The 22,954-nt window shown below is 63.6% G+C and carries 20 protein-coding genes and 1 pseudogene; 4 read left to right on the top strand and 17 right to left on the bottom strand.

Annotated features, from left to right (window positions below):
• The first annotated feature begins 179 nt into the window (after positions 1-179).
• On the top strand, positions 180-1,076 hold the full coding sequence (locus PSV05_RS12905; protein ID WP_300065839.1) for a hypothetical protein: 897 nt from the start codon (positions 180-182) through the stop codon (positions 1,074-1,076).
• On the opposite strand, the gene lipB is transcribed toward PSV05_RS12905, so the two are convergent.
• From lipB to PSV05_RS12855, 10 genes and pseudogenes are all read right to left on the bottom strand, one after another.
• Positions 1,073-1,738 (bottom strand): lipoyl(octanoyl) transferase LipB, encoded by a 666-nt coding sequence (lipB, locus tag PSV05_RS12900; RefSeq protein ID WP_300065837.1) that lies wholly within the window; start codon positions 1,736-1,738, stop codon positions 1,073-1,075. The genes PSV05_RS12905 and lipB overlap by 4 nt on opposite strands.
• The gene (locus PSV05_RS12895) at positions 1,726-2,004 is read right to left on the bottom strand and encodes a DUF493 family protein (protein ID WP_300065835.1); all 279 of its coding nucleotides are present in this window, start codon (positions 2,002-2,004) and stop codon (positions 1,726-1,728) included. Before PSV05_RS12895 ends, lipB begins: the two co-directional genes overlap by 13 nt.
• A gap of 50 nt (positions 2,005-2,054) precedes the next feature.
• Entirely contained in the window at positions 2,055-3,257 is a 1,203-nt protein-coding gene (locus PSV05_RS12890; protein WP_300065833.1) for a D-alanyl-D-alanine carboxypeptidase family protein, read from the bottom strand.
• Positions 3,258-3,562: 305 nt separating this feature from the next.
• The gene (locus tag PSV05_RS12885) at positions 3,563-4,870 is read right to left on the bottom strand and encodes a septal ring lytic transglycosylase RlpA family protein (protein WP_300065831.1); all 1,308 of its coding nucleotides are present in this window, start codon (positions 4,868-4,870) and stop codon (positions 3,563-3,565) included.
• Entirely contained in the window at positions 4,870-5,973 is a 1,104-nt protein-coding gene (mltB, locus tag PSV05_RS12880) for a lytic murein transglycosylase B (RefSeq protein WP_300065829.1), read from the bottom strand. Before mltB ends, PSV05_RS12885 begins: the two co-directional genes overlap by 1 nt.
• Positions 5,974-6,036: 63 nt before the next feature.
• Complete coding sequence (gene rodA / locus PSV05_RS12875; RefSeq protein WP_300065827.1) at positions 6,037-7,146, bottom strand: rod shape-determining protein RodA; 1,110 nt, start codon at positions 7,144-7,146, stop codon at positions 6,037-6,039.
• Positions 7,143-9,197 (bottom strand): penicillin-binding protein 2, encoded by a 2,055-nt coding sequence (gene mrdA / locus PSV05_RS12870; RefSeq protein ID WP_345782260.1) that lies wholly within the window; start codon positions 9,195-9,197, stop codon positions 7,143-7,145. The genes rodA and mrdA overlap by 4 nt, the downstream gene beginning before the upstream one ends.
• Positions 9,198-9,200: 3 nt before the next feature.
• The gene (gene mreD / locus PSV05_RS12865) at positions 9,201-9,683 is read right to left on the bottom strand and encodes a rod shape-determining protein MreD (protein WP_300065825.1); all 483 of its coding nucleotides are present in this window, start codon (positions 9,681-9,683) and stop codon (positions 9,201-9,203) included.
• Between the two features lie 35 nt (positions 9,684-9,718).
• Positions 9,719-10,558: pseudogene (mreC, locus tag PSV05_RS12860) on the bottom strand (rod shape-determining protein MreC); the annotation flags it as partial.
• A gap of 161 nt (positions 10,559-10,719) precedes the next feature.
• Complete coding sequence (locus PSV05_RS12855; protein ID WP_300065823.1) at positions 10,720-11,763, bottom strand: rod shape-determining protein; 1,044 nt, start codon at positions 11,761-11,763, stop codon at positions 10,720-10,722.
• A 208-nt stretch (positions 11,764-11,971) separates the two neighbouring features.
• Between PSV05_RS12855 and PSV05_RS12850 the strand changes: the two genes are divergently transcribed.
• Positions 11,972-12,907: a carbohydrate kinase family protein gene (locus PSV05_RS12850; protein WP_300065821.1), complete on the top strand. Its 936-nt coding sequence runs from the start codon at positions 11,972-11,974 to the stop codon at positions 12,905-12,907.
• A gap of 21 nt (positions 12,908-12,928) precedes the next feature.
• Here the strand turns inward: PSV05_RS12850 and PSV05_RS12845 are convergent, their stop codons facing one another.
• The 3 genes from PSV05_RS12845 to PSV05_RS12835 all read right to left on the bottom strand — a co-directional run bounded on the left by PSV05_RS12845 (position 12,929) and on the right by PSV05_RS12835 (position 16,728).
• Positions 12,929-13,615, bottom strand: a complete 687-nt coding sequence (locus PSV05_RS12845) for a hypothetical protein (protein ID WP_300065819.1) — start codon at positions 13,613-13,615, stop codon at positions 12,929-12,931.
• Between the two features lie 73 nt (positions 13,616-13,688).
• Positions 13,689-14,675, bottom strand: a complete 987-nt coding sequence (locus PSV05_RS12840; RefSeq protein WP_300065817.1) for an alpha/beta hydrolase — start codon at positions 14,673-14,675, stop codon at positions 13,689-13,691.
• A 13-nt stretch (positions 14,676-14,688) separates the two neighbouring features.
• Positions 14,689-16,728, bottom strand: coding sequence for a M1 family metallopeptidase (locus tag PSV05_RS12835; protein WP_300065816.1), 2,040 nt, complete (start codon positions 16,726-16,728; stop codon positions 14,689-14,691).
• Positions 16,729-16,902: 174 nt separating this feature from the next.
• Here PSV05_RS12835 and PSV05_RS12830 point away from each other — a divergent pair, with 174 nt between their 5' ends.
• Positions 16,903-19,170, top strand: coding sequence for a DUF5916 domain-containing protein (locus PSV05_RS12830; RefSeq protein WP_300065814.1), 2,268 nt, complete (start codon positions 16,903-16,905; stop codon positions 19,168-19,170).
• A 7-nt stretch (positions 19,171-19,177) separates the two neighbouring features.
• Here the strand turns inward: PSV05_RS12830 and PSV05_RS12825 are convergent, their stop codons facing one another.
• Together PSV05_RS12825 and ubiE are read right to left on the bottom strand one after the other, a co-directional pair.
• A complete protein-coding gene (locus PSV05_RS12825; RefSeq protein ID WP_300065812.1) occupies positions 19,178-19,372 on the bottom strand; it encodes a hypothetical protein in 195 nt (64 codons plus the stop codon).
• 2 nt (positions 19,373-19,374) lie between these two features.
• On the bottom strand, positions 19,375-20,151 hold the full coding sequence (gene ubiE, locus PSV05_RS12820; RefSeq protein WP_300065810.1) for a bifunctional demethylmenaquinone methyltransferase/2-methoxy-6-polyprenyl-1,4-benzoquinol methylase UbiE: 777 nt from the start codon (positions 20,149-20,151) through the stop codon (positions 19,375-19,377).
• Positions 20,152-20,219: 68 nt separating this feature from the next.
• On the opposite strand from ubiE, the gene PSV05_RS12815 reads away from it, so the two are divergent.
• Positions 20,220-20,987 carry a YkgJ family cysteine cluster protein gene (locus tag PSV05_RS12815; RefSeq protein WP_300065808.1) on the top strand — a complete coding sequence of 256 codons (768 nt, stop codon included), beginning with the start codon at positions 20,220-20,222 and terminating at the stop codon, positions 20,985-20,987.
• Between the two features lie 8 nt (positions 20,988-20,995).
• Here PSV05_RS12815 and hslU read toward each other — a convergent pair whose 3' ends face one another.
• Together hslU and hslV are read right to left on the bottom strand one after the other, a co-directional pair.
• Positions 20,996-22,381: an ATP-dependent protease ATPase subunit HslU gene (gene hslU / locus PSV05_RS12810; RefSeq protein WP_300065806.1), complete on the bottom strand. Its 1,386-nt coding sequence runs from the start codon at positions 22,379-22,381 to the stop codon at positions 20,996-20,998.
• Entirely contained in the window at positions 22,381-22,932 is a 552-nt protein-coding gene (gene hslV, locus PSV05_RS12805) for an ATP-dependent protease subunit HslV (protein ID WP_300065804.1), read from the bottom strand. Before hslV ends, hslU begins: the two co-directional genes overlap by 1 nt.
• Positions 22,933-22,954: the final 22 nt, after the last annotated feature.

Here is a 22,954-nt window from a genome sequence, read left to right as displayed (position 1 = left end):
TTTCTCAACAATATGATGAGTACTTGCGCCCTAAGTAGTAACTCTTCATGCACCTCAATAGCAGAGCTTTATCACTACGCTGTCGACTCCCGCGGCGGAGATGCTTATAATAACTCATCTCAAGACTATAAGTGCGCAGTATGGTCGGCCGAGATGGACGATAGTGGATGCCGATCATAATGAACCAGAGAATCGCGATAATCACGCTCATGATATTTGTAACCGCTGGGGCCATGCTTTTGGCAAGACAGTGGAGTGAACTGCCCACACAAGATACGAAGTATGCTGAAACGGACGCCCTTGGCGATAAATCGATCCCAAAAGAATATAGGCTTAGCGATATGCAGGAAGTCCCTGCGAACCCCACAGATTTACCATCGAAGTATCGATTTGGTAGCAATACCCGTATCCCAAAATCCGAAAACGATCAGTTACTCCTGTCCAACTATTCACAAGAGGAGCAAACGATCATCCGGACTTTTTACGCTGGGTTTGGGAGCACGGGATTGAAAGGCATGCACGTGTTCGACAATGCATTCTCCTTCAAGAATCAAGAACAACTTACTTGGTTAGCTAAAAACGGATACCCGTTGCCAGACGATATCCTGATGGCAGCCCGCATGCCAACCGCTGAGCTGCACATGCTGGCAAAACAAGGAGGCTTCAAAGCAAAAGCCATGCTGCTTGCCCGCGAGTATCAAGCCCCAGCTAACAGCGGGAGCAAAATGGCTGCTTCCGCACAAGATGAGTATGCAAAATATAAGGAACTAGCTGCATTTCGTGAAGATGTGCTCTCCGATGGCTCGCCATTTGCTGGCTACGTTTGGGCCGCAGAGCACATGAATAAACCGGTCTCCGATGGCAGGGCGGGCGTGCTTGCAGGGTATGCGTTTGCCGCAACGCTCGGCGACACTCGGGCGGATTTACTTGCTGGGCACTTTTCGAAGACTCACCCAGGGATGAATCCAGTAGAAGCGTTAGCGAGCTACAAGATAATTCTCAGCATCGCAAGCAAAAACCCCAAGCTAGCGAACACTTCCACCCTGATGAAGCGGCAGAAATTCGAGATGTTCTAATCGTCCGCCAGCTGCGCCGGCAGGGCGGCATCAACATGTAAGCCGATCCCAAACTGCGCCCCCAGGTGCTGGACCAGCACCGGTTTGACATCGTCCAGCGCGGATGGCCCACCAAGATCCGCCATCGCCACCACCTGCAGTCCTTCATAGCCACAGGGATTGATGCGCAGGAATGGTTCCGTGCTCATTGCGATGTTGAAGGCCAAACCGTGGAACGTGCAGCCGCGGCGCACGCGGATGCCGAGCGCGGCGATCTTGGCACCACTGACGTACACGCCCGGCGCACCATCACGACGCACGGCCTCGATGTTCCAGTCGGCCAGGGTATCGATGATCGCCTGTTCGATCTTGCAGACGTAATCGCGCACGCCGATCTTCAACCGGCGCAGGTCCAGCAATGGATAGGCCACGATCTGGCCAGGCCCGTGGTAGGTCACCTGGCCACCGCGGTCGACATGGATGACGGGAATGTCCCCCGGCATCAGTACATGTTCGGGCTTGCCGGCCTGGCCGAGGGTGAACACGGGTTCGTGTTCCACCAGCCAGAGCTCATCCGGTGTGTCGGCGTCGCGCGTGTCGGTGAAACGCTGCATCGCCCGCCACACCGGTTCATACGGCTGGCGGCCGAGGTCGCGGACGATGGCGCGGCTCAGATCGTCCACTTCACGTCGGGGTGTGCACGCAGGGCCACATGGGCGCGGTCATAGTCCTCGCGGCTTTCGGCACGGAACCCGATCCGCACCGAAACGTACTTGCCGGTCGAGGAATGTTTCCAGTTGATCTGTTCACTGACGACGTCGATGCCGGCATCCATCAATGCCTGTGGCAACGCTTGCTCCAAATGACGCTCGGCTTCGCCCATTGCGGAGAGCTCAAAAATGCCGGGGAACTGGAACCCGTGCGCTGGATTGTCTGATGTCATGTCCATGACGCCGTTATGGGGTCGGGCGCCGCAAACTCAATTCGCGGCAGGAACCCTCAGACCGATTGCCACCACATCAGCAGTTCATGCCACAGGCGCTTGAAGAAGCCGCCTTCCTCCACCGCTTTGAGCGCCACCAGCGGCGATTGCGCGATCAACTTGCCATCCAGGGTGACCTTCACCATGCCCAGCTTCTGGCCCTTTGCAATCGGCGCCACCAGCGATTTTGGCAGGTCCATGGTCGCCTTCAGGTGGTCGTACTTGCCGCGCGGGGTGCTGACCAGCAGCGGTTGTGCGACCCCGACCGCGACGCTGTTGTCGGCACCTTTCCACACCTTCGGCGTCGCCAACGACTTGTTGGCGGTGTACAGCGCATGGGTCTCGTAGAATCGGAAACCCCAGTTGAGCAATGCCTGCGAATCCACCGCACGCTGGTTCTCGCTGGTGTCGCCCATCACCACGCTGATCAGGCGCTGGTCGCCGCGCTTGGCCGAGGCCATCAAACAGTAGCCGGCGCTGGAGGTATGCCCGGTCTTGATCCCGTCCACCGACGGATCGCGCCACAGCAGCAGATTGCGGTTGGGCTGGGTGATCGGACCGACCGTCAGTTCCTTGATCTTGTTGTAGCTATAGGCTTCCGGATAATCGCGTATCAACGCCTGGCCCAGCCGCGCCAGGTCGTGGGCGGTGGTCAGGTGACCCTCGGCCGGCAGGCCGTGCGGATTGACGAAGTGCGACTGCTTCATGCCGATGCGCTTGGCATAGGCGTTCATCAGCTGGCCGAACGCGGCTTCGCTGCCCGCCACGTGTTCGGCCAACGCAATCGCGGCATCGTTGCCGGACTGCACCACCATGCCTTTTTCCATCTCGATCAGGGGTGCGGTCTTGTTCACCGGGAAGCCGCTGTAGCTGCCCTCGGTGCCGGCACCGCCTTCGCGCCAAGCGTGCTCGCTCATCATCACCTGGTCGGTGCGCTTGATCTTGCCCGAGGCCATTTCCGCGGCAATGACATAACTGGTCATGACCTTGGTGATGCTGGCTGGCTCAAGCTGGGTATCGTAGTTCTCGCCCGCCAGGACCTGGCCGGTGGCGTAATCCATCAGGATCCACGCCTTCGACGAAGCCGGTGCAGGCGCGTCCGGAATCGGCAGGTTGTCGCTGAGCGCGTCGGGCTTCGGGACCGAGCCAGGCGCGGGGGTCTGGGCGAAGGCAAGGCCGGCGGTGGCCAGGGCAACAACAAGCAGCAAACGCGAACGCATCAACAGAACTCCTGAGCGTCGCGCAATGGCGCGACGCAAGAAACATGGCGAATCATTCTATTCGGGCCGCCAGTTGAAACCCATTAAAACTCAATGAAATCGACGATTGAACCGTCGCGAGCGAAGCTGGATCGGGTGCGGTCGGCGCACAGGAACCGGAGTTGACACAGTGGTCAATGAGGGCGAGTCGAGCGCTGCTTGGCTCGCATGCGAGCCGCGCGAGCAAGCGCCCGCGCCACGCGCGGGCAGGGGAGCACCGCACGCGCCCGAGCCCGGCAAGCGCAGCACATCGTTTGAATAGAGCGTCAATCGCGGACACGCTGCGGCTGCCCAAAACCTAGACCTACAACCCGCGCCGCAAGTTCCGGCGCCGTAGCCGCGGCGACCGGGCCAACCCGCAGGCGCCAGATCGTCTTTCCGTTCACGTCGGCATCCAGCAGTTGCGCGTTGCCTATGGCCGCGCCCTGCAACAGCGCAAGCGCGTGCTGGGCGTTCTGGGCGTTGGAAAAACTGGCGACCTGCAGCACCACGCTGTCACCAAGGCTTGCGTTGGCTGGCGCAGTGGCCGCCACCAGCGCAGCAGCGGTGATCGGAGACGGCGGTGTGGGCGCGGCAAGCTGCCTGGCCGGCTCCACCTGCAAGGGCGTGGCCTCAGCAACCTGCACTGGCGCCGAGACCGGATCGGGGATGCCGGGCTTGCCGGTGGCGACCCGAACCCGCCGCGACTTCATCCATGCATCGAATTCCTCCGCCTGCATCACCCGCCCGTCCTGGCGCATGTCGAAGCGGTATTGCTTGTTGTTACCTTCAGCCTCGGCCGGCTTGATCGGTGCTGTCGCGGCCGGGCCTGCATCGGCCAATACTTCTGGCAGGCGGTCCACCAAGTGGTCCATCGCACTGGCCTCGGCCGGCGATTGCTGGCTCGCCAAGCTCGTGTCGACATCAGCCTGGGTCAGTGCACGCACTTCGACCCGCGCAGTGCCGTTGTCGCGATAGCCCAGCTTGACCGCAGCGGCGTAGCTCAGGTCGATCACCCGGCCGGGATGAAACGGGCCGCGGTCGTTGATGCGCACCACAATCGATTTGCCGTTGTCGAGGTTGGTGACCCGCGCAAAGCTGGGCAGCGGCAGGGTCTTGTGCGCGGCAGTGAAGGCGTACATGTCGTACACCTCCTGGCTTGAGGTGCGGCGACCATGGAACTTCTTGCCGTAATACGACGCCAGGCCAGTTTCGACATAGCCCTCGGGATCATCCAGCACTCTGTAGCGCTTGCCGAGCACGCTGTAGTCGCGGTTGCCGGCGCGCGAACGCGGCTCGTCACGCACTTCGGGCTCGGGGATTGCATCGACGTCGGGGATTTCGTCGGGCACGGTATCGGATACGCCCGGCAGGTACAGGCCACCAGCGACGTAATTGCCGCGCTTGGACAGGTCTTCGGTGGCCGGTGCGTAGGGCGATGCCTTCGGCTTTGTCCCAGATTTTTGCGATGGCGCAGGTTGCACGACGACATGCTTCGCAGACGGGGGCGACTTGTCCTTCGATGCGGTGCCGGTGGTGGCGCAGGCCACCAGCGCAAGCGGCAACAATGCGACAAGCAGGCGCCGGTCTGCCATCAGGTCGGATCCGGGTCGCGCCCGGCGATGGCTTGGGCGAGCTGATACACCGCCGTCGCGTACAGGCGCGACGAGTTGTACTTGGTGATCGCCTTGAAGTTGTTGTAGATGATCCAGTATTCCGGGCCGCTGGCGCCGTCCAGAGTGATCAAGGTCGCGGCGGCGGAATCTTTCGGCGACAGCGCAGGATTTGCCGGGCTGTAGCCCAGCTTTGCCAACGAGGCCAGGGTCTGGTCGAGCTCGATCTTGTCGGCGTTGAAATCGGCCGCACTGGCATCGCGCACGGCACGCTGCATCACCGGGCCGCCAGGCTGCCAGCCACCTTTCTTGACGAAGTAGTTGGCGACCGAGGCGAATACATCGTCGAGGTCGTTGAACAGGTCGCGCTTGCCGTCGCCGTCGCCGTCGAGCGCGTAGCCGCGATAACTCGATGGCATGAACTGGCCCCAGCCCATCGCCCCGGCATAGCTGCCCTTGAGCGTGCTGATGTCGAAACCTTCGGTCTTGCCCAGCGCGAACAACTGCGCCAGCTCATCGCGGAAGAACGCTTCGCGCTGGTTCTCGCGGGCCAGCTTGGCCGGGTCGTCGGTGCGCGGATAGGCGAACGCCAGCGTGTACAGCGCATCGATGACCGGATAGCTGCCCTTGTTGCCGCCGTAGCTGGTTTCCACGCCAATGATCGCGGTGATGATTTCCGCCGGCACGCCGTACTTTGCCTCGGCGCGCTTGAGCTCGTCGCGATGTTCGGCCAGGAACACCCGGCCACCGTCGATCCGCTTTGGCTGGATGAAGATCGGCCGGTAGTCCGCCCACGGCTTGGCTTCGGCAGGCCGCGACATCGCGTTGATGATGCTGTCGCGGATGCTGGCCTTGGCCAGGGTGGCCTCGATGCTGGCTTCCGGGATGCCGTAACGTTTCGCGGTGCTGCGGATGAACTCGGCACGCGCCAGGCTGAAGTCGCGGATATGCAGCGCAGGCGCAGGCGGCGGCGGTGCAGGGACTGGAGTTGGTGCCGGCGGCGGCGAAGGCATCGTCGGGGGTGGCGGCACGGCGCAAGCGGCAAGCGCGAGCGCGGCGAGGCAAGGCAGGGCACGTCGGATCATCGGCGCGAGGTTATCACGCAGCCGAATGCCGATCGCAACCGGCGATTCAGGTTGCCGCGCCGCTCAGCGGTGCAACTGCCGGCGCCCCTTCAACGCCATCACCACGCCAAAGCCCAGCAGCAGGGTCACCGGCGCGGTGCCGCCATAGCTCAGCAGCGGCATCGGCACACCCACTACCGGCAGCAGGCCGGAGACCATGCCGCCATTGACCAGCACGTAGACGAACAGCGACAGCCCCAGGCTGCCGACCAACAGGCGCGCATAGCCATCGCGCGATCCCGCCGCGATCCACAGGCAGCGGCCAACCACGAACAGGTACAGCGCAAGCACCACGATCACCCCGATCCAGCCGAAATCCTCCGACAACACCGAGAAGATGAAGTCAGTGGTGTGCTCGGGCAGGTAGTCCAGGTGTGATTGTGTGCCCTGCCCCCAGCCCTTGCCGGTCAGGCCGCCGCCGCCGATCGCGATCTTGCTCTGGATGATGTTCCAGCCGGCGCCCATCGGGTCGTTCTCGGGGTTGAGGAAGGTCAGGATGCGGTCCTTCTGGTATTGCCGCAGCAACCAGAACCAGGCCACCGGCGCGACCGCCGCGACTGCACCTGCGGCGGCGATGAACCAACGCCACGACAACCCAGCCAGGAACAGCACGAACACGCCGCTGGCCAGCACCAGCATGGCGGTGCCGAAGTCGCGCTGGAGCAGGATCAGGCCCACCGGCAAGGCAATGATCAGCAGCGCGGCCGGCAATCCACGCAGGCGCAGCGGCAGGCGCTGCCGGTCCAGGCGCCACGCCAGCATCATCGGCAGGGTCAGCTTGGCCAGCTCGGAAGGCTGGAAATTGAAGAAGCCCAGGTTGATCCAGTGATTGCCGTACTTGCCCTTGCCGATGAACAGCACCAGCACCAGCGGCAGCAAGGACGCCACGTAGGCGATGGGCGTGAATTGCTTGAGGATATGCGCCGGCAGCCGCGATGCCAGCCACAGCGCACTCAGGCCGACGCAGAAATACACCCCCTGGGTGGTCACCATCCGCACCGATTCGTTGCTCGCGCTGTACTGCGTCGCCAGGCCGACCGCCATCAGCGCCAGCAATGCCAGCAGCAACCATGGATCCAGGCTGCGCACGAAACGCAGCAGCAGGTCGAGCAGCCAGCGCAGGATGATGTTCAACGCGCGGGTCCGGGCGTTGTGGACGTGCCCTTCACGGGCATGGCAGGAGCGGGCACGGCGTCAGGGTTGCCACGCACATTGCTGAAATCCGGGCGCGTGGGCGGCTGTCCCGCAGTCGAAGGCTCGCTTGCCGATGCCGTGGTCGATGCCGCATCTGTTGATGTCGCGGTTGTAGATGTCGCGGGCGTGGCGGGCAAAATGCGTTCCGGCATCTTGCCGATCAGCCAGGCATCGAACACCTTGCGCACCACCGGCGCGGCGCTGGATGCGCCGTAGCCGCCCCCTTCGATCGCTACCGACATCGCAATGGTCGGGGCGTTGGCCGGCGCATAGGCCATGAACAGGCCGCGATGGCGCAGGTTCATCGGCAGGCTGCGCGGATTGATCGCGGCATTGCCACGTCGGCTGACCACCTGCGCAGTGCCGGTCTTGCCGGCGATCAGGTAGGTCAGGCCGGGGCGGATATTGGTGGCGGTGCCGGCGCCATGCACGGTGCCGATCATGCCTTCGCGCACGGCCTGCAGGTGCTCGGGGCTGTCGCTGATCCGGGTCGGCGGGGCCAGCGGCATCGGGGTCCAGCCGGCATCGAACCCGGCACGCATGTCCTTGACCACGTGCGGCCGCCGCAACCAGCCATCGCTCAACGCGGCGGTGGCCTGGGTGAGCTGCAGTGGCGTCACCTTCCAGAAGCCCTGGCCGATGGCGGAAATCACGGTGTCGCCGGGATACCAGCGGCCCTGCTTGGGCGCGTTCTTCGCCTTCCATTCCGGCGAAGGCAGGATTCCGCCGATCTCACCCGACAGGTCCACGCCGGTTGGCTTGCCGAAGCCATAGCGCGCCATGTACTCGTCGAAGCGCTTGATCCCCATGTCCAGCGCAAGCTTGTAGTAGTAGGTGTTGACCGACTGTGTGATCGACTTGCGCAGGTCGGTCCAGCCGTGGCCGCCACGATGCGAATCGCCATAACCGCGGCTTTGCCCACCGACGTAGAACATGCCGGTGGACAGGATCTTGTCCTCGGCCCTGCGTACACCGCTGTCGAGCCCTGCAAGCGCAATGAGCGGCTTGATCGTGGAGCCCGGTGCCACCCCGCCCAGCACCACCCGGTTGAATTGCGGACGCGAGGGGTTGTCGTTGAGCGCCTTGTAGTCGGCATGGCTGATGCCGTTGACGAACAGGTTGGTATCGAAGCTGGGCAAGCTGACCATCGCCAGGATCTCGCCAGTGCGTGGATCCTCCGCGACCCCGGCGCCTTCCAGTTCGCCGAACGCATCGACCATCGCCTGCTGCAGGTCGACGTTGATCGACAACCGCAGATCGGTGCCGGGTGTGGCCGGCACGGTATCCAGGGTGCGCACGGTGCGGCCGTTCACATTGGTTTCCAGCCGGCGATAGCCGGGCTTGCCGCGCAATTGCTCGTCGTAATAGCGCTCCAGCCCGGTTTTACCGGTATGCGTATAGGCGCTACCGGCAGTCCCCAACTCGGCCAGGTCATTTTCATCGATACGGCCGACATAGCCGACTATGTGCGCGAACAAGGCCCCGTACGGATAAACCCGACCCGAATACGGAACCAGTTCCACCCCGGGGTAACGCCAGCGATCAACCGCGAAGCGCGCGGCCTCCTCGTCGCTGAGATGCAGCTTGATCGCCACCGCCTTGAACGGCCGGCTCTCCTTGTACTCGCGCAGGAAACGCGTGCGCTGTTCCTCGTCCAGGCCAAGCAAGGGCTGCAGTTTCGCCAGCAGGGCCTCGCCATTTCCTGCCCGCTCGGGCACCGCATCAAGCCGCCATTCGGCCACGTTGTCGGCCAGGATGCGGCCCTTGCGATCCAGGATCAGTCCACGTGCCGGCACCACCGGCACCAGACGCAGGCGGTTGGCCTCGGAGCGCATCGCGTATTCGGCATGCTGCAGCACCTGCAGGCGGAAATACCAAGCGCCAAGCCCGCCAAGCGCCAGCACTACCACCACGAACCCCACCAGCGCGCGGCGCCGGAACAGATTCGCTTCGGCCGCATGGTTCTTCAGTTGGCGGTCGCGACGCAGCATCGCTCAAGCACGACGGTTCAGGCGCAGCGCATCGAGCACCAGGTACAGCGGCGCCCATAGCAGCATGCCCATCAACGGCGCGACCCAGTATGTCCATGGCAGCTGCACCGCACCCAGCACCAGGTGGATCACCAGGCCGACCACACGATCGTTCAGCAGCAGCCCCCCGATCGCCAATGCCTGTTGCGAAAGCGGAAAAAACCGCATCCGCGGACGGAAACGGTCGAGGATGAAGGTAAGGATCACCAGGCGCATGGCCTGTTCGCCAATCAACCCACCGAACGCCAGGTCCGCGGCCAGGCCCAGCACGAAGGCCACGCCAAGACCAATCCGCTCCGGCTCCTCCAGCACCCAATAGGCCAATACCAAGGCCAGCCAATACGGACGCATCGGCTGCATGCTGGCCGGCAACGGCACCAACCCCAGCAGCAGGGCCAACAGCAGGCTGACCGGCAGCACCCAGCCATTGCGGCGGGCGCGGCTCATGGCCGGGGCTCCAAGATCGGGTTGTTCGCCGGCGTCGGCTTGTAACCGCGCAGCAGCAGCACGTCGCGCCCACGATCGAGTTGCGCGGCCGGCTTCACGTCACCTTGCAGGAATGCGCGGCTGTCGTCCGGCTGCAATGCACCCAGCGTGCCGATCGCGAAACCCGCCGGGAAGCGCGCGCCCAGGCCCGAAGTCAGCAACACATCACCGGCACGCACGTCGGCCGATAGCGGGATATCGGTGGCAAGCAGGACGTCGCTACGCCCGCTGCCATACACCATCAGGCGAACGCCGCTGCGCGCCACCACCGCCGGCACCACGTGGTCGGGGTCGGTGATCAACAAGACGTTGGCAGTGGTCGGAGTGACCGCGATGACCTGGCCCATCAGTCCGCCGGCATCGATCACCACCTGGCCGACGCTGACCCCGGAAGCGCTGCCGGCATCCAGTACCAGCCGCTGGCGGGTCGGATCCAGGTCGATGTCCAGGATCGACGCCAGTTGCACGTCCAGCCGGCCGCGCTCGGCGCTGGCCAGCAGTCCGCGCAGGCGCGCGTTCTCCGCAGCCGATGCCTGCAACCGCGCATTGCGCGCACCGCTTACCAGCAATGCATTGCGCAAGACCCGGTTATCGCGCGACAGCTGGTTGCGGGTGACCGCGTCCTCGCGCAGACCAGTGCCCACCCGCGAGGGCAGGCTGGCCAGCCACCACAGCGGCTGCACCGCGACTTCGGCCTGCGCGCGTGCCGCCTGCAGCCAGCTGCCGCGGTGATCCAGCACCATCAACACCACCGAGAGCACCAGGAACGCCAGCAGCCGCAGCACGCCGGCGACTTCGCCGGGGCGGGTTGCGGAGGAACCGGCGTAGGTCGGCACGTCAGGGAACCGTTGCGTTGAGTGTGGGAATGATCTGAGCGACAGTTTGGGCCATGGAGAGGCCAACGCAAACGGCTCCACCGTTTGCGGAGCGCAACGAAAATCACACTTTTCGTTGCGCGGCTTCGAAGCGGGCCATGAATGGTCCGTCTCTGAACAGACTACTCGGGCGTGAAGAACTCGTTGCCATGCATATCGATCAACTCCAGCGCACGTCCGCCACCACGCGCCACGCAGGTCAGCGGATCGTCCGCCACCTGCACGTGCAGGCCGGTTTCCTCGCTGATCAAACGGTCGAAATCGCGCAGCAGGGCACCACCACCGGTCAGCACGATGCCGCGTTCGGCCACGTCCGCGCACAGTTCCGGTGGGGTCTGCTCCAGCGCCAACCGGATCGCTGCCACAATCCCGGCCAGCGGCTCGCGCAGCGCTTCCAGGACTTCGTTGGAGTTGATGGTGATGATCTTGGGCACGCCCTCGGCAAGATGGCGCCCGGAGATTTCCATCTCGCGCACCTGCGCCTGCGGGTAGCCGTTGCCGAGCTCCAGCTTGATCCGCTCGGCGGTGGACTCACCGATCAGCATGCCGTGGTGGCGGCGCACGAAGGCAATGATGGATTCATCGAAACGATCGCCGCCGATGCGCACCGACTGCGAGTAAACGATGCCATTGAGCGCGATCACCGCGACTTCAGTCGTACCGCCGCCGATGTCGACCACCATCGAGCCGCGCGCTTCGGTCACCGGCATGCCTGCGCCGATTGCGGCGGCCATCGGTTCCTCGATCAGGTAGACCTCGCGCGCGCCTGCTTCCTCGGCCGATTCCTTGATCGCGCGGCGCTCGACCTGGGTGCTGCCAGCCGGCACGCACACCAGCACGCGCGGGCTGGGGCGCAGGAAGCGCGACTTGTGCACCTTGCGGATGAAGTGCTTGAGCATTTCCTCGGTGTAGGTGAAGTCGGCGATCACGCCATCCTTCATCGGCCGGATCGTGGTGATGTGGCCGGGTGTGCGGCCGAGCATCTGCTTGGCTTCGCTGCCGACTGCGGCCACCGAACGCGCGCCGCCGCCACGATCCTGGCGTACCGCGACTACCGAAGGTTCGTTGAGCACGATGCCTTGGCCGCGGACGTAGATCAGGGTGTTGGCGGTACCGAGGTCGATTGACAGGTCGCTGGAAAAGTAGCGGCCGAGGAACTTGAACATGCGCTATGGGCTGCCGGAAAGTGAATGGACGCGCGGGCGCGCGGGGGGATCTCGCGACAGAGCACGCGGGACAGACCGCAGCCTAAGCCGGGACTCGCTAGCCTAGCAACGCACCCGGGTGCGGGCAAGGAAAATCCGGCCATGCTGGTCGCGCGTAGGGTCTGCCGTTAACCTGTGCGACCACGCCTGCCCACCACCCGAGGCCACGATGTCTGCCCTTATCTGCGGTTCTTTGGCCTACGACACCATCATGGTGTTCCCCGACCAGTTCAAGAACCATATCCTGCCTGACAAGGTGCACATCCTGAATGTGTCGTTCCTGGTCCCACGGATGCGCCGCGAATTCGGCGGCTGTGCCGGCAATATCGCCTATAACCTCAAGCTGCTGGGCGGCGATCCGATCCCGATGGCCACCGTCGGCGAGGATTTTGCCCCGTACCGGGCGTGGTTCGAGGAACAGGAAATCAACCTGTCGCAGGTCAAGGTAATCGAGGAATTATTTACCCCGCAGGCCTTCATCACCACCGACCTCGACAACAACCAGATCACCGCCTTCCACCCTGGCGCGATGATGCGCAGTTACGAGAACCACGTGCGCGACGTGCCCGGCGTGACCATCGGCATCGTCAGCCCGGACGGGCGCGACGGCATGATCCAGAACGCGAAGGAATTCGCCGAGGCCGGCATCCCGTTCATCTTCGATCCCGGCCAGGCGATGCCGCTATTCAATGGCGAAGAGTTGCGCGCATTCATCGACCAAGCCGACTACGTCACCGTCAACGACTACGAGTCCAACCTGCTGGTCGAGCGCACCGGCTGGAGCGAGGCGGAAATCGCCGGCAAGGTCAAGGCCTACATCGCCACCCGCGGCCCCAAGGGCGCGATCATCCACGCCGAGGGCACGATCCACGACGTGCCGCCCGCGCATGAGCGCCGGATTACCGATCCCACCGGCTGCGGCGACGCGTTCCGCGCCGGGCTGATCTTCGGCATCGAGAAAGGCTACGACTGGATGACCATCGGCCGCATGGGCAACCTGATGGGCGCGCTCAAGGTCGAACATCCCGGCACCCAGAACCAGCGCTTCGACTACGCCGAATTCTCTCTGCAGTTCCGCCAGCAGTTCGGGTATGCGATGGGCTGAGGTGGCCCCTGTTTCAATCGCTCAGTTCCACTTCGGCAATTTCGAGGGTTCCAGCCCGCCAACTTCGAACTCGGCCGTGCGCTTGCCGACGGTCTTGGTCGGGAACTCGATCGACAGGTGCTGGGAACTCTTCACGAGTTTCCACAAGGTCTTGTGGTCGTCGATGAACATGGCGATGGCCTCGTCGGTCTTCGGCCGTGAGCCGGGCAATGTCTGCGTCTTGCCATCCACGGTGACCTTGAGCTTGCAGCCCTTGTAGCAATCGAAATCGCCGGCCTGCAGAACCAGGTAAGCGCTGCGGCCCCAGTCCGGGTGGTCACGGAAGATCAACCGAACCGGATGCGCGCCTCCGCCATCGGTAGCGACCGGTTCCTGCGAATAGATCGCTGCCGACAGCTGATGGCCGCCTTTTTTCACCGGCTCGTCGCCATACGACCACAACGCCGTCAGCCGCTGCTGCTGCTGTTCGGCTTCGGCCTTGGTCTTGATCTCTTCGAGCTTCAGCTTGATCCGCGCGGCGGCGGCTGAGGTCGGATGCTCGACCTGCAGGATCTCACCGTAGTTGCGCGCCATCCGCCAATCCTGCGCGGCCACCGCATCATCGAACTGTTTTACGGCCGCGTCGGCCGCCTGCTCTTTCTCGGCATGCTGCGCGGCAGCGGCCTGGGCCGCTGCCTGCGGATCGTCGCGCTTGCATGCGGGCAGCAACAACACAGCTGCAACGCATGCCACACATGCAATGCACGCAAGATTGCTTTTCATCATGCCCATCCCATTCCGATCAATCCGAATCGATCAATTGAACCACGGCGTCGGCGACCGCCGCGGGCTGTTCCATCAGTGACATGTGGCCAGCATCATTCACCAGCACCTGGCGCGCCTGCGGCATCTTCGCCGCGAACAGGGCCATTGCACTGGGATCGATCACCGCATCCTGCCGGCCCCATAGCAGCAAGGCAGGCTGGTGGATGTTGGCGGCTTCCTCGCCCGGCGCGAACTGCTCCGGCCCGCGCCCGATCTTGTCGAGCACGGACTGCTCGAACGCGGCATCACGCGTGCGCATCGCGATCAACCCACTCGATGCGGGCCAAGGGATCCACGGCTTGGCCTGCTGCCGATAAAAGACGGTGTCGATGAAGCGCTGCAGCGATGCAGCATCGGACACCGCGAACGGGTTCTTGCCGGCCAGCACGTCCAGCCCGAACTGGTTGTCGTCGAAACGCACGCCAGCGGCATCCAGCAGGCCGACTTTCGCCACCAATCGTGGGTAGCGCGCCGCGACCAGCGCTGCGATGCCACCGCCCATCGAATGACCAAGCAACACGACCGGCTTGCCGGGCGACAGCACCTGGATGAAATCCGCCACGCGCTGCGCCTGCGCGCCGAAGCCATAGTCCATGCCCGGCTTGCGTTCGCTTTCGCCCCAACCGGGCAGGTCCGGCACCAGCAAGCGGTATTTGCCACGCAGGCGCGCTGCCAGCGGATACCAGTTCTCCTTGCTGCCGGTGAAGCCATGGAGCATCACGACAGTCGGCGGCGCATTGGCGGGCCCATGGACAGGCACGACGTTGGCATACGCATACACCCAACGATAGCCGGCAGCGCTGACCTCGGCGACATCCAACCCGGCCTGCACGCGCTCGCGCTGGAACTGCGCGCGCACCAACAGATACGGATCGTTGGCGATCACCACGCCGCCGACGGCAAGCACGGCGGCCATGCCGACCGCCGCGATGCGTGTTCCGCGCTTCACCCGGCGGCTGTTCACCGGCTCGCCGCGATCAATGCTTCGGCGCAGGTGCGGTTGGATCGGCAGGATCGCGCGTCTTCGACGGTGCCGGCATTGGCTCCGCCGGTTTCTCCGCCTTGGCTGCAGGCGCGGGTGCGCGCTCGACCGGGGTGGCCCCGTCGATCGTGGCCTGCACCGAGCCGGTGGTGATCGGGTGGTAGCCCGGCTTGGCCCGCGCGAACACGTCCTTGGCGAATGCCAGTCCGTCGGTGGAAGCAACCAATGCCTTGTAGGTCGGCATGATCAGCTTGCGACGGCCCACGTGCTCCAGGAACTTGCCCATGTCCGGGCGCGCCGCGGCATAACCGCTGCGCTCGGCCAGTGGATACCAACGCATCGCGATCTCGCCATTTGGCGAACCGGTGAAGCCATAAGCGGCATCGAGTTGGGCAAGTTGTTCCGGCTTGAGCGTCTCCGGCATGCCTTCCAGGAAGTGCACCCACTCCTGCGTGGTCCAGGCTTCGGTGATCGCCTGGTTCGGCAGGTTGCCGCTGCCCAGCCAGGCGATGCGGGCGGCGCTGACCGTGCTGAACTTGGCCGATTCCACCTGCGGCGCACCGTTCGGGATGCCCGGCTCGTGCAACCAGGCTTCGACCTCGGCATCGCTCACGATGCCAGGATGCTTGTCCAGCAGGTTTGCCTTCAGATAATCGGCGAACTGCTGGGTGGTGATGCTCTGGAACGCGAAGTGGTCGAAATAGCCACGCAGGTACGGATCGAACACCTCGCGGCCGAAGCGCCTTTCGAGGAACTGCAGGAACCAGGCACCCTTGGTATAGACCGTGGCACTGGAGGAGTTGTCGGGATCGGCCAGGTCGCCCGGCTTCAACGCCAGGATCTGCAACTTCGGATCCAGCGTCTTGTATTCCGCCTTCAATTCATTGCGGTCGATCACCTCTTCCATCTCCGCCAGCGGCAGGCCATACAAGGCCTCGGTGATGCGGCTCTGCACGTAGGTGGTAGTGCCTTCGTTGAGCCAGGAATCGCTATCGGTGGCAAACGTCACCAGGTTGCCCGACCAGCTGTGCGCCAGTTCATGCGCGACCAGCGACACCAACGACTTGTCGCCGACGATCACGGTCGGGGTGGCGAAGGTCAGGCGCGGGTTTTCCATGCCGCCATACGGGAACGACGGCGGCAGCACCAGCAGGTCGTAGCGGCCCCAGCGATACGGCCCGTACAGCGCTTCGGCAGCATCGATCATCTTCTCGGTATCGGAGAATTCGGCCGCGGCCTTGTCGACCATGGTCGGCTCCGCCCACACGCCACTGCGCTTGCCAAGCGGCTTGAACACCAGGTCGCCTGCGGCAATCGCCAGCAGGTAGGACGGAATTTTCTGCGGCATCTTGAACGTATAGTCGCCATCGCGCACGGCAGCCGGATCGTTGTTCGCACTCATCAGCACCATCGCATTCGTCGGCGCGGTGACATGCGCGCTGTAGGTAAAACGAATTTGCGGGGTGTCCTGCAGCGGCACCCAGGAACGCGCATGGATCTGCTGAGACTGGCTGAACATGAAGGGACCGCTCTTGCTCTCGGTCATGGATGGCTCCAGCCACTGCAGGCCGGAGGCTTCGGGCGAGGTCGCATAGGTCACGCGGATCTTGGCCGGGCGCATGGACGTATTGATCGACAGCTTGCTGCCCAGGATCGGATCCTTGCCGGCCAGCGCGAATTCCAATGGTGCCCAGGTGCCATCCGCCTGCAGGCCTTCGGCTTTCTGCACGCTGATATCGCGCGTATCCAGCACCAGTTGCGTCGCACCCTTGTCCAGCCATTCCAGCGCATAGGTAGCGGTGCCACTGAGCTGCTTCTTGTCGAAGTCGATCGCCAGGTCCAGGGCCAGGTCGGTGGTGCGCACCTTGGCCGGTTCCGCGTAGGAATGCTGGTCGATGACTTTCGCAGCCGCTGCAGGCGTGGCTGCCGGTGTTTTAGCCGTGCTTTCAGCCGCGGGCGACGGACTGCGAGTGCAGCCGACGGCGATCACGCCAAGGGCAGCGGCAATGGATACGCACAAGATCAACTGACGCATGGGGAATGAGCCTTCGGGTGGAAAGCACAGAGTTTAACGCCCCGACTCTTTCATCGCTTTATTTCCGCTTTCGTCGGACGCTGGATGACCTTGGTCATCACGACTTGCGGCACTTCAACCTTTCGGCGACTTTGCGCATCTTTAACGAAACCATCACGAACAAGTCCCCCACGCATGCATTCAATCCGACGCACGTCCCTGTCCGCCGCCTGCGCACTTGCGCTTGCCTGCAGCCTTCCCGCCTTCCCGCAGACTGCTGCCCAGCCCGCTGCCGCTCCAGCGGCCGACTACATCCCCGGCGGACGCATCCCGCGACTGCAAGGCGAGATCACGATCGACGGCAAGCTCGATGAAGCCGCCTGGCAAGGCGCGCTGGTGCAGGAGATCGCCTACGAGGTGCAGCCGGGCGACAACATCCCGGCACCGGTCAAGACCACGGTTCGCGTCGGCTACACCACCGACGCACTATATGTGTCGTTCCATGCGCTCGATCCGGATCCTGCGGCGATCCTGGCCCACCTGCGCGACCGCGACTCCGCCTTCAATGACGACTGGGTCGGCATCTTCATGGACACCTTCAACGACCAGCGTCGCGGCTATGAACTGTTGGCCAACCCGCTGGGCGTGCAGTCCGACCTGATCAACGATGCGACCACAGGCAATGAAGACGCCAGCTGGGATGGCCTGTGGAGCAGCGCCGGCCAGCTGACGGCAGATGGCTACGATGTCGAGATGCGCATCCCGTTTTCCACCCTGCGTTTCCGTGGCGGTGCGCAGGACCAACGCTGGGGCATCTCGTTGTTCCGCAATTACCCGCGCGACAAGCGCCACCAGCTGACCAGCCACAAGTCCCCGCGCGAATCGAATTGCTTCCTGTGCGACTGGGCCAAGTACGACGGCATGGCCGGGGTCAAGCAGGGCAGCAACTTGGAGGTCGTACCCACCTTGACCATGGGTGCGTCGCAGTCCCGCCCCGCCGCCGGCACCAAGTGGCAGGGCACCAATACCAGCATCGCGCCGGGCGTTGACGTGAGCTGGACGCCGTCGCCTGCCGTCACCATCAATGCCACGTTGAATCCGGATTTTTCGCAGGTCGAAACCGACCAGCTGCAACTGAACTTCAACGACAGCTTTGCGCTGTTCTATCAGGAAAAGCGACCCTTTTTCCTGGAAGGCGCGGACTACTTCAGCACCCCGTTCGACGTGCTCTACACCCGCCAGATTGCCGACCCCGACTTCGGCTTGCGGGTGACCGGACGCTCCGGCAAAGGCGCTTATGGCGCGTTCGTCGCGCGCGATGCCACCACCTTGGTGCTGGTGCCGGGCGTGCTTGGCTCGGGTTTCAGCCAACTGGACCAGAAGGCGAATGTCGCCGTTGGCCGGTATCGATATGACCTCAATGAACACGCCAGCGTTGGCGTGATTGGCACCTTCCGCAATGGTAACGACTACGCGAACAACGTCGCCGGCGTCGATGGTCGCTGGCAAAAGGGCGCGCACACCGCCACCGCGCAATTCCTGCGAAGTGAATCCCAATACCCCAGCCAAGTCGTCAATGCCTACAGCGGCGAACTGGGCACCGACGCCACCCCGACCGGCAATGCCTGGCGCGCGGCTTACGGCTTCAGCAACCGCAACTGGAACCTCAACCTGCAGCATATCGACATCGATCCCGGGTTTCGCGCCGATTTGGGATTCATTGGCCAGGTCGGCTACGACAAATCGGTGCTCGGCGGCGGCTACACCTGGTACCGCGACGGCAAGTCCTGGAACAAGATCAATTTCTACAGCGACTGGGACATCACCCACCGCTTCGATGGTCAGCTGCTTGAGCGCGAGCTGGAAGCACGCGTGAACGTGCAGGGGCCCAAATCCAGCAATTTCAGTTTTGCGCCGCTGGCCCGCGTGCGCTTCTGGAATGGCGCGATGTTCAATGAGCACAACCTGCATTTCGACGGAAATTTCAGCCCCGTCGCAACGCTGCACGTCGGTACCTACGTGAACTTTGGCCAGCAACTCGATTTGCGTGCATCACGCACTGGCCACCGCGCGATGATCGGTCAGTTCGGCAGTATTGATATCGGCCGCGGCGTCGCCTTCGAATGGGAACTCAGCAAACAGCGGCTCACGCGCGACGGTGGAACCGCGTTCGAGGCCAGCATCGCGGATGTACGCACCAGCTGGCAGCTTGACGCCCGCCAGCGCTTGCGCCTGACCCTGCAGGGCAGCGAGGTCAAACGCGACCCGTCCCTTTACACCAGCCCGGTCAACAAAATCTCGCGCGACTGGGCGGCGCAGGCGGTCTATTCCTACAAGGTCAATCCGCGCACCGCGGTCTATGCTGGCGCGTCCTACGGCGCGTTCATGGACGACGACAACCGCGACCTGTTCGGCAACACACGCAACGTCTTCGTGAAGCTCAGTTATGGCTGGCAGCCGTAACGGAATCTCAGATCACGCCGCGCCTTTTCTCGAATATGTAATAGGCGACCGCCGCCACCGCGCCAACCACCAGCGCCGGCAACCAGCTGAACGGACTGAGCCACTTCACCAACCCGGCCACGATCAGTCCCAGCACCACGAACTGCGAGTAGCGCCACGGGCTTTCGCGAAAACTGCGTAGCGGCTTGCCTTCGTTCGCCATCGTCAGACCTTGTAGCCGGTGTGGATGGCGACGATGCCGCCGCTGAGGTTCCTGTAGTCGCAGCGTGCGAAGCCGGCAGTTTCCATCATGGCCTTCAGTGTGTCCTGCGGCGGATGCTGGCGGATCGATTCGGCCAGGTACTGGTAGCTGCCACTGTCGCCGGCAAAGAGTTTGCCCAGCGCAGGCAATACCTTGAACGAATGGAAATCGTAGATCGGCTTGAACCAGTCGGCCTTTACTTCGGAAAACTCCAGCACGCGTGCCTGTCCGCCGACTTTCAGCACCCGATGCATCTCGCGCAGTCCCGCGTCCTTGTCGGTGACATTGCGCAGGCCGAAGGCAATCGTGACCAGGTCAAAGCTGGCATCGGGGAACGGCAGGGCCTCGGCATTGCACTGCACATACTCGAAACCGCGCACGTTGCCGCGATCAGTCATGCGGTCACGGCCGACGCGCAACATCTCGCCGTTGATGTCGCCCAACACCAGTTCCCCTGCATCGCCGACGCGCTCGCGCAACAGCGCGGCGATGTCGCCGGTGCCGCCGGCCAGGTCGAGCACGCGGTCGCCCTTGCGCACCTGCGCGGTGGCAACGAAATAGCGCTTCCACACCCGATGGATGCCGAGGCTCATGGCATCGTTCATCAGGTCGTACTTTGCCGCCACCGAGGAAAACACCTCGCCGACGAGTTTCTGTTTCTCTGCAGTCGGCACTTCGCGGTAACCGAAATGGGTGGTGCCGGCGCTGCCCTGGTCGGGTGTCTTGTCGGTTGTGCTCATGCCGGGATTATCGCACCGGGCAGCCGGATGCTGTCCGCCTCCGAGACCATGCCGCGTTGAATGCCACGATGCGAACGAATGACCGCCAGATCCAGCTCACCCTGCGCATCGATGGCGCTGCGTTGGCAATTACCGTGCCGCAGCCGCCGCAGCATGGGCGCCTGGATGAACTGCTGCCGGCGCTGCATGCCATCGACAATGCCGCGATCGGCCATGCCGTGCACAAGGTGGAAGCCAGCGGGGCCGCGATCTCCTGCGCGAAAGGGTGTTCGGCCTGCTGCCGCGCACAGCCGGTGCCGGTAACGCCACCGGAGGCATTCGCATTGCTGACCCTGGTGGTAGCGATGCCGCCCGCGCGACGTGCCGACGTGGAAGCGCGTTTCGCCGAGCGCACCCGCCGCCTTAAGGATGCGGGCTTGGCGGAGGCCTTCCTTGAGCGTGATCCCGAACTGACGTCGCACACTGCTCGCGGACTGGCGACGGCCTATTTCCAGTTGGGGCTTGTCTGTCCGTTCCTCGAAGGCGACGTTTGCAGCATCCATCCACAACGGCCCTTCGTGTGCCGGCAATACCTGGTGACTTCAGATCCAGCGCTGTGCGCGGACCCGTTCGCCAATCCGGTCGCCGTGATCCCGATGCCGCTGCGCGCGGCCAGCGCGATGCTGACGGTCAGTGAATCCGCGCTAGGTGGCCAGCAGCACACCGTGCCGTTGATCCTGGCGCTCGAATACGTACGCCGCCATCGCGATGCACTGTCCCGCCAGTTCGATGCAGAACCACTACTTCGCCAGTGGTTGCAGGCGCTGACGAACAGCGATCCCGCCGCCGGGACCTGAGGCGAGACCTAAAGAATGTAACGACTCAGGTCCGGATCCTGCGCGAGCTCACCAAGCTGCGCATCGACATAGGCGCGATCGATGGCCACCGTGCCACCCTTGTCTGGCGCATCGAAACTCAGGGTTTCCAGCAGGCGCTCCAGCACCGTGTGCAAGCGACGCGCGCCGATGTTTTCCTGGCGTTCGTTGACGTGTGCGGCGATCTCGGCAAGTCGCTCGACCGCATCAGACCCGAATGAAAGCGTGACGCCCTCGGTCTGCATCAGCTCCACGTATTGCGTGGTCAACGCGGCCTTGGGTTCGGTCAGGATGCGCACGAATTCGTCCTTGCCGAGCGCGGACAGTTCGACCCGGATCGGGAAGCGGCCCTGCATTTCCGGGATCAGGTCGGACGGTTTCGCCATGTGGAACGCGCCGGACGCAATGAACAGGATGTGGTCAGTGCGCACCGCGCCGTGTTTGGTGCTTACCGTGCTGCCTTCGACCAGCGGCAGCAGGTCGCGCTGTACGCCTTCGCGGCTGACGTCGGCACCCATGCCCTCGCTGCGCTTGGCGACCTTGTCGATCTCGTCGATGAAGACAATGCCGTGTTGTTCGCAGGCTTCGATCGCGGCCTCGCGGACTTCGTCTTCGTTGACGAGCTTGCCGGCTTCTTCCTCGATCAACAGCGGACGCGCGGCCTTGATCGTCATCGATTTCTTGTGGCTCTTGTTGCCTGAAACCTGCGAGAACATCTGCCGCAGCTGCTGGCCCATTTCCTCCATGCCCGGCGGCGTCATGATGTCGACGCCGACATTCATCGCCAGGTCGAGTTCTATCCCGCGCTCGTCCAGTTCGCCGGCGCGCAGTTGCTTGCGCAATTTGCGGCGGGTCTCGCTTTCCTGGGAGGAAGGTTCCGCGCCAATATCCACGGTGGTCGTCGCCGCCGGGTTGAAGCCGAAGCCAGGTGTCGCATCGCGCTTCGGCAACAAGGCATCCAGGATGCGGTCTTCGGCACGTTCCTCGGCCTTGGTACGCACGCGCTTCTTGGCCTGTTCGCGATAGAGCTTGACCGCGGTATCGGCAAGGTCGCGGATGATCTGCTCGACATCCTTGCCGACGTAGCCGACCTCGGTAAAGCGGGTGGCTTCGACCTTCACGAACGGTGCGTTGGCGAGCGTCGCCAGTCGGCGTGCGATTTCGGTCTTGCCGACGCCGGTCGGGCCGATCATCAGGATGTTCTTCGGCATCACTTCATTGCGCAGCTCGGGCGGCAGCTGCGCGCGCCGCCAGCGGTTGCGCAATGCGATGGCGACCGCACGCTTGGCTGCGTGCTGGCCGATGATGTGCTTGTCGAGTTCCTGCACGATCTCGCGCGGGGTCATGCTGGCGGATGAATTTTCGATCTTGTGCATCAGAGCGTCTCCACCACGATGTTGCGGTTGGTGTAGATGCAGATATCGCCGGCGATGTAGAGCGCTTCGACAGCGACGGTTTTGGCATCCAGTTCGGTATGCGCCAGCAGCGCGCGCGCGGCGGACAGCGCGTACATGCCGCCGGAGCCAATCGCGATCAGGCCGTCCTCGGGTTCGATCACATCGCCAGTGCCGCTGATGATCAGCGAGGTATCGGCATCGGCCACCGCGAGCAAGGCCTCGAGCTTTCCGAAGCGGCGCTCGGTGCGCCAGTCCTTGGCCATCTCGACCGCGGCGCGCTGCAGCTGGCCGTGCTTCTCCAGCTTGGCCTCGAACAATTCGAACAGGGTGAATGCATCCGCCGCTGCACCTGCAAATCCGGCCAGTACGTGGCCATCCTTGCCTAGCCGGCGCACCTTGCGTGCGTTGGACTTCATTACCGTGTGGCCAAGCGTGACCTGGCCGTCGCCGGCAATCACCACCTGGCCGCCACGGCGCACCGAGACGACCGTCGTGGCGTGGAATACGTTGGGGTTCTGGCTGGGATCCATGCGGCCTCCTTTGGAAACCAAT

Origin of the sequence: Thermomonas sp. (assembly GCF_029945965.1) — a bacterium.
Lineage (GTDB): Bacteria > Pseudomonadota > Gammaproteobacteria > Xanthomonadales > Xanthomonadaceae > Thermomonas.
Note: the sequence above shows the minus strand (reverse complement) of the source record. Positions and strands in the feature narration are given on the sequence as shown.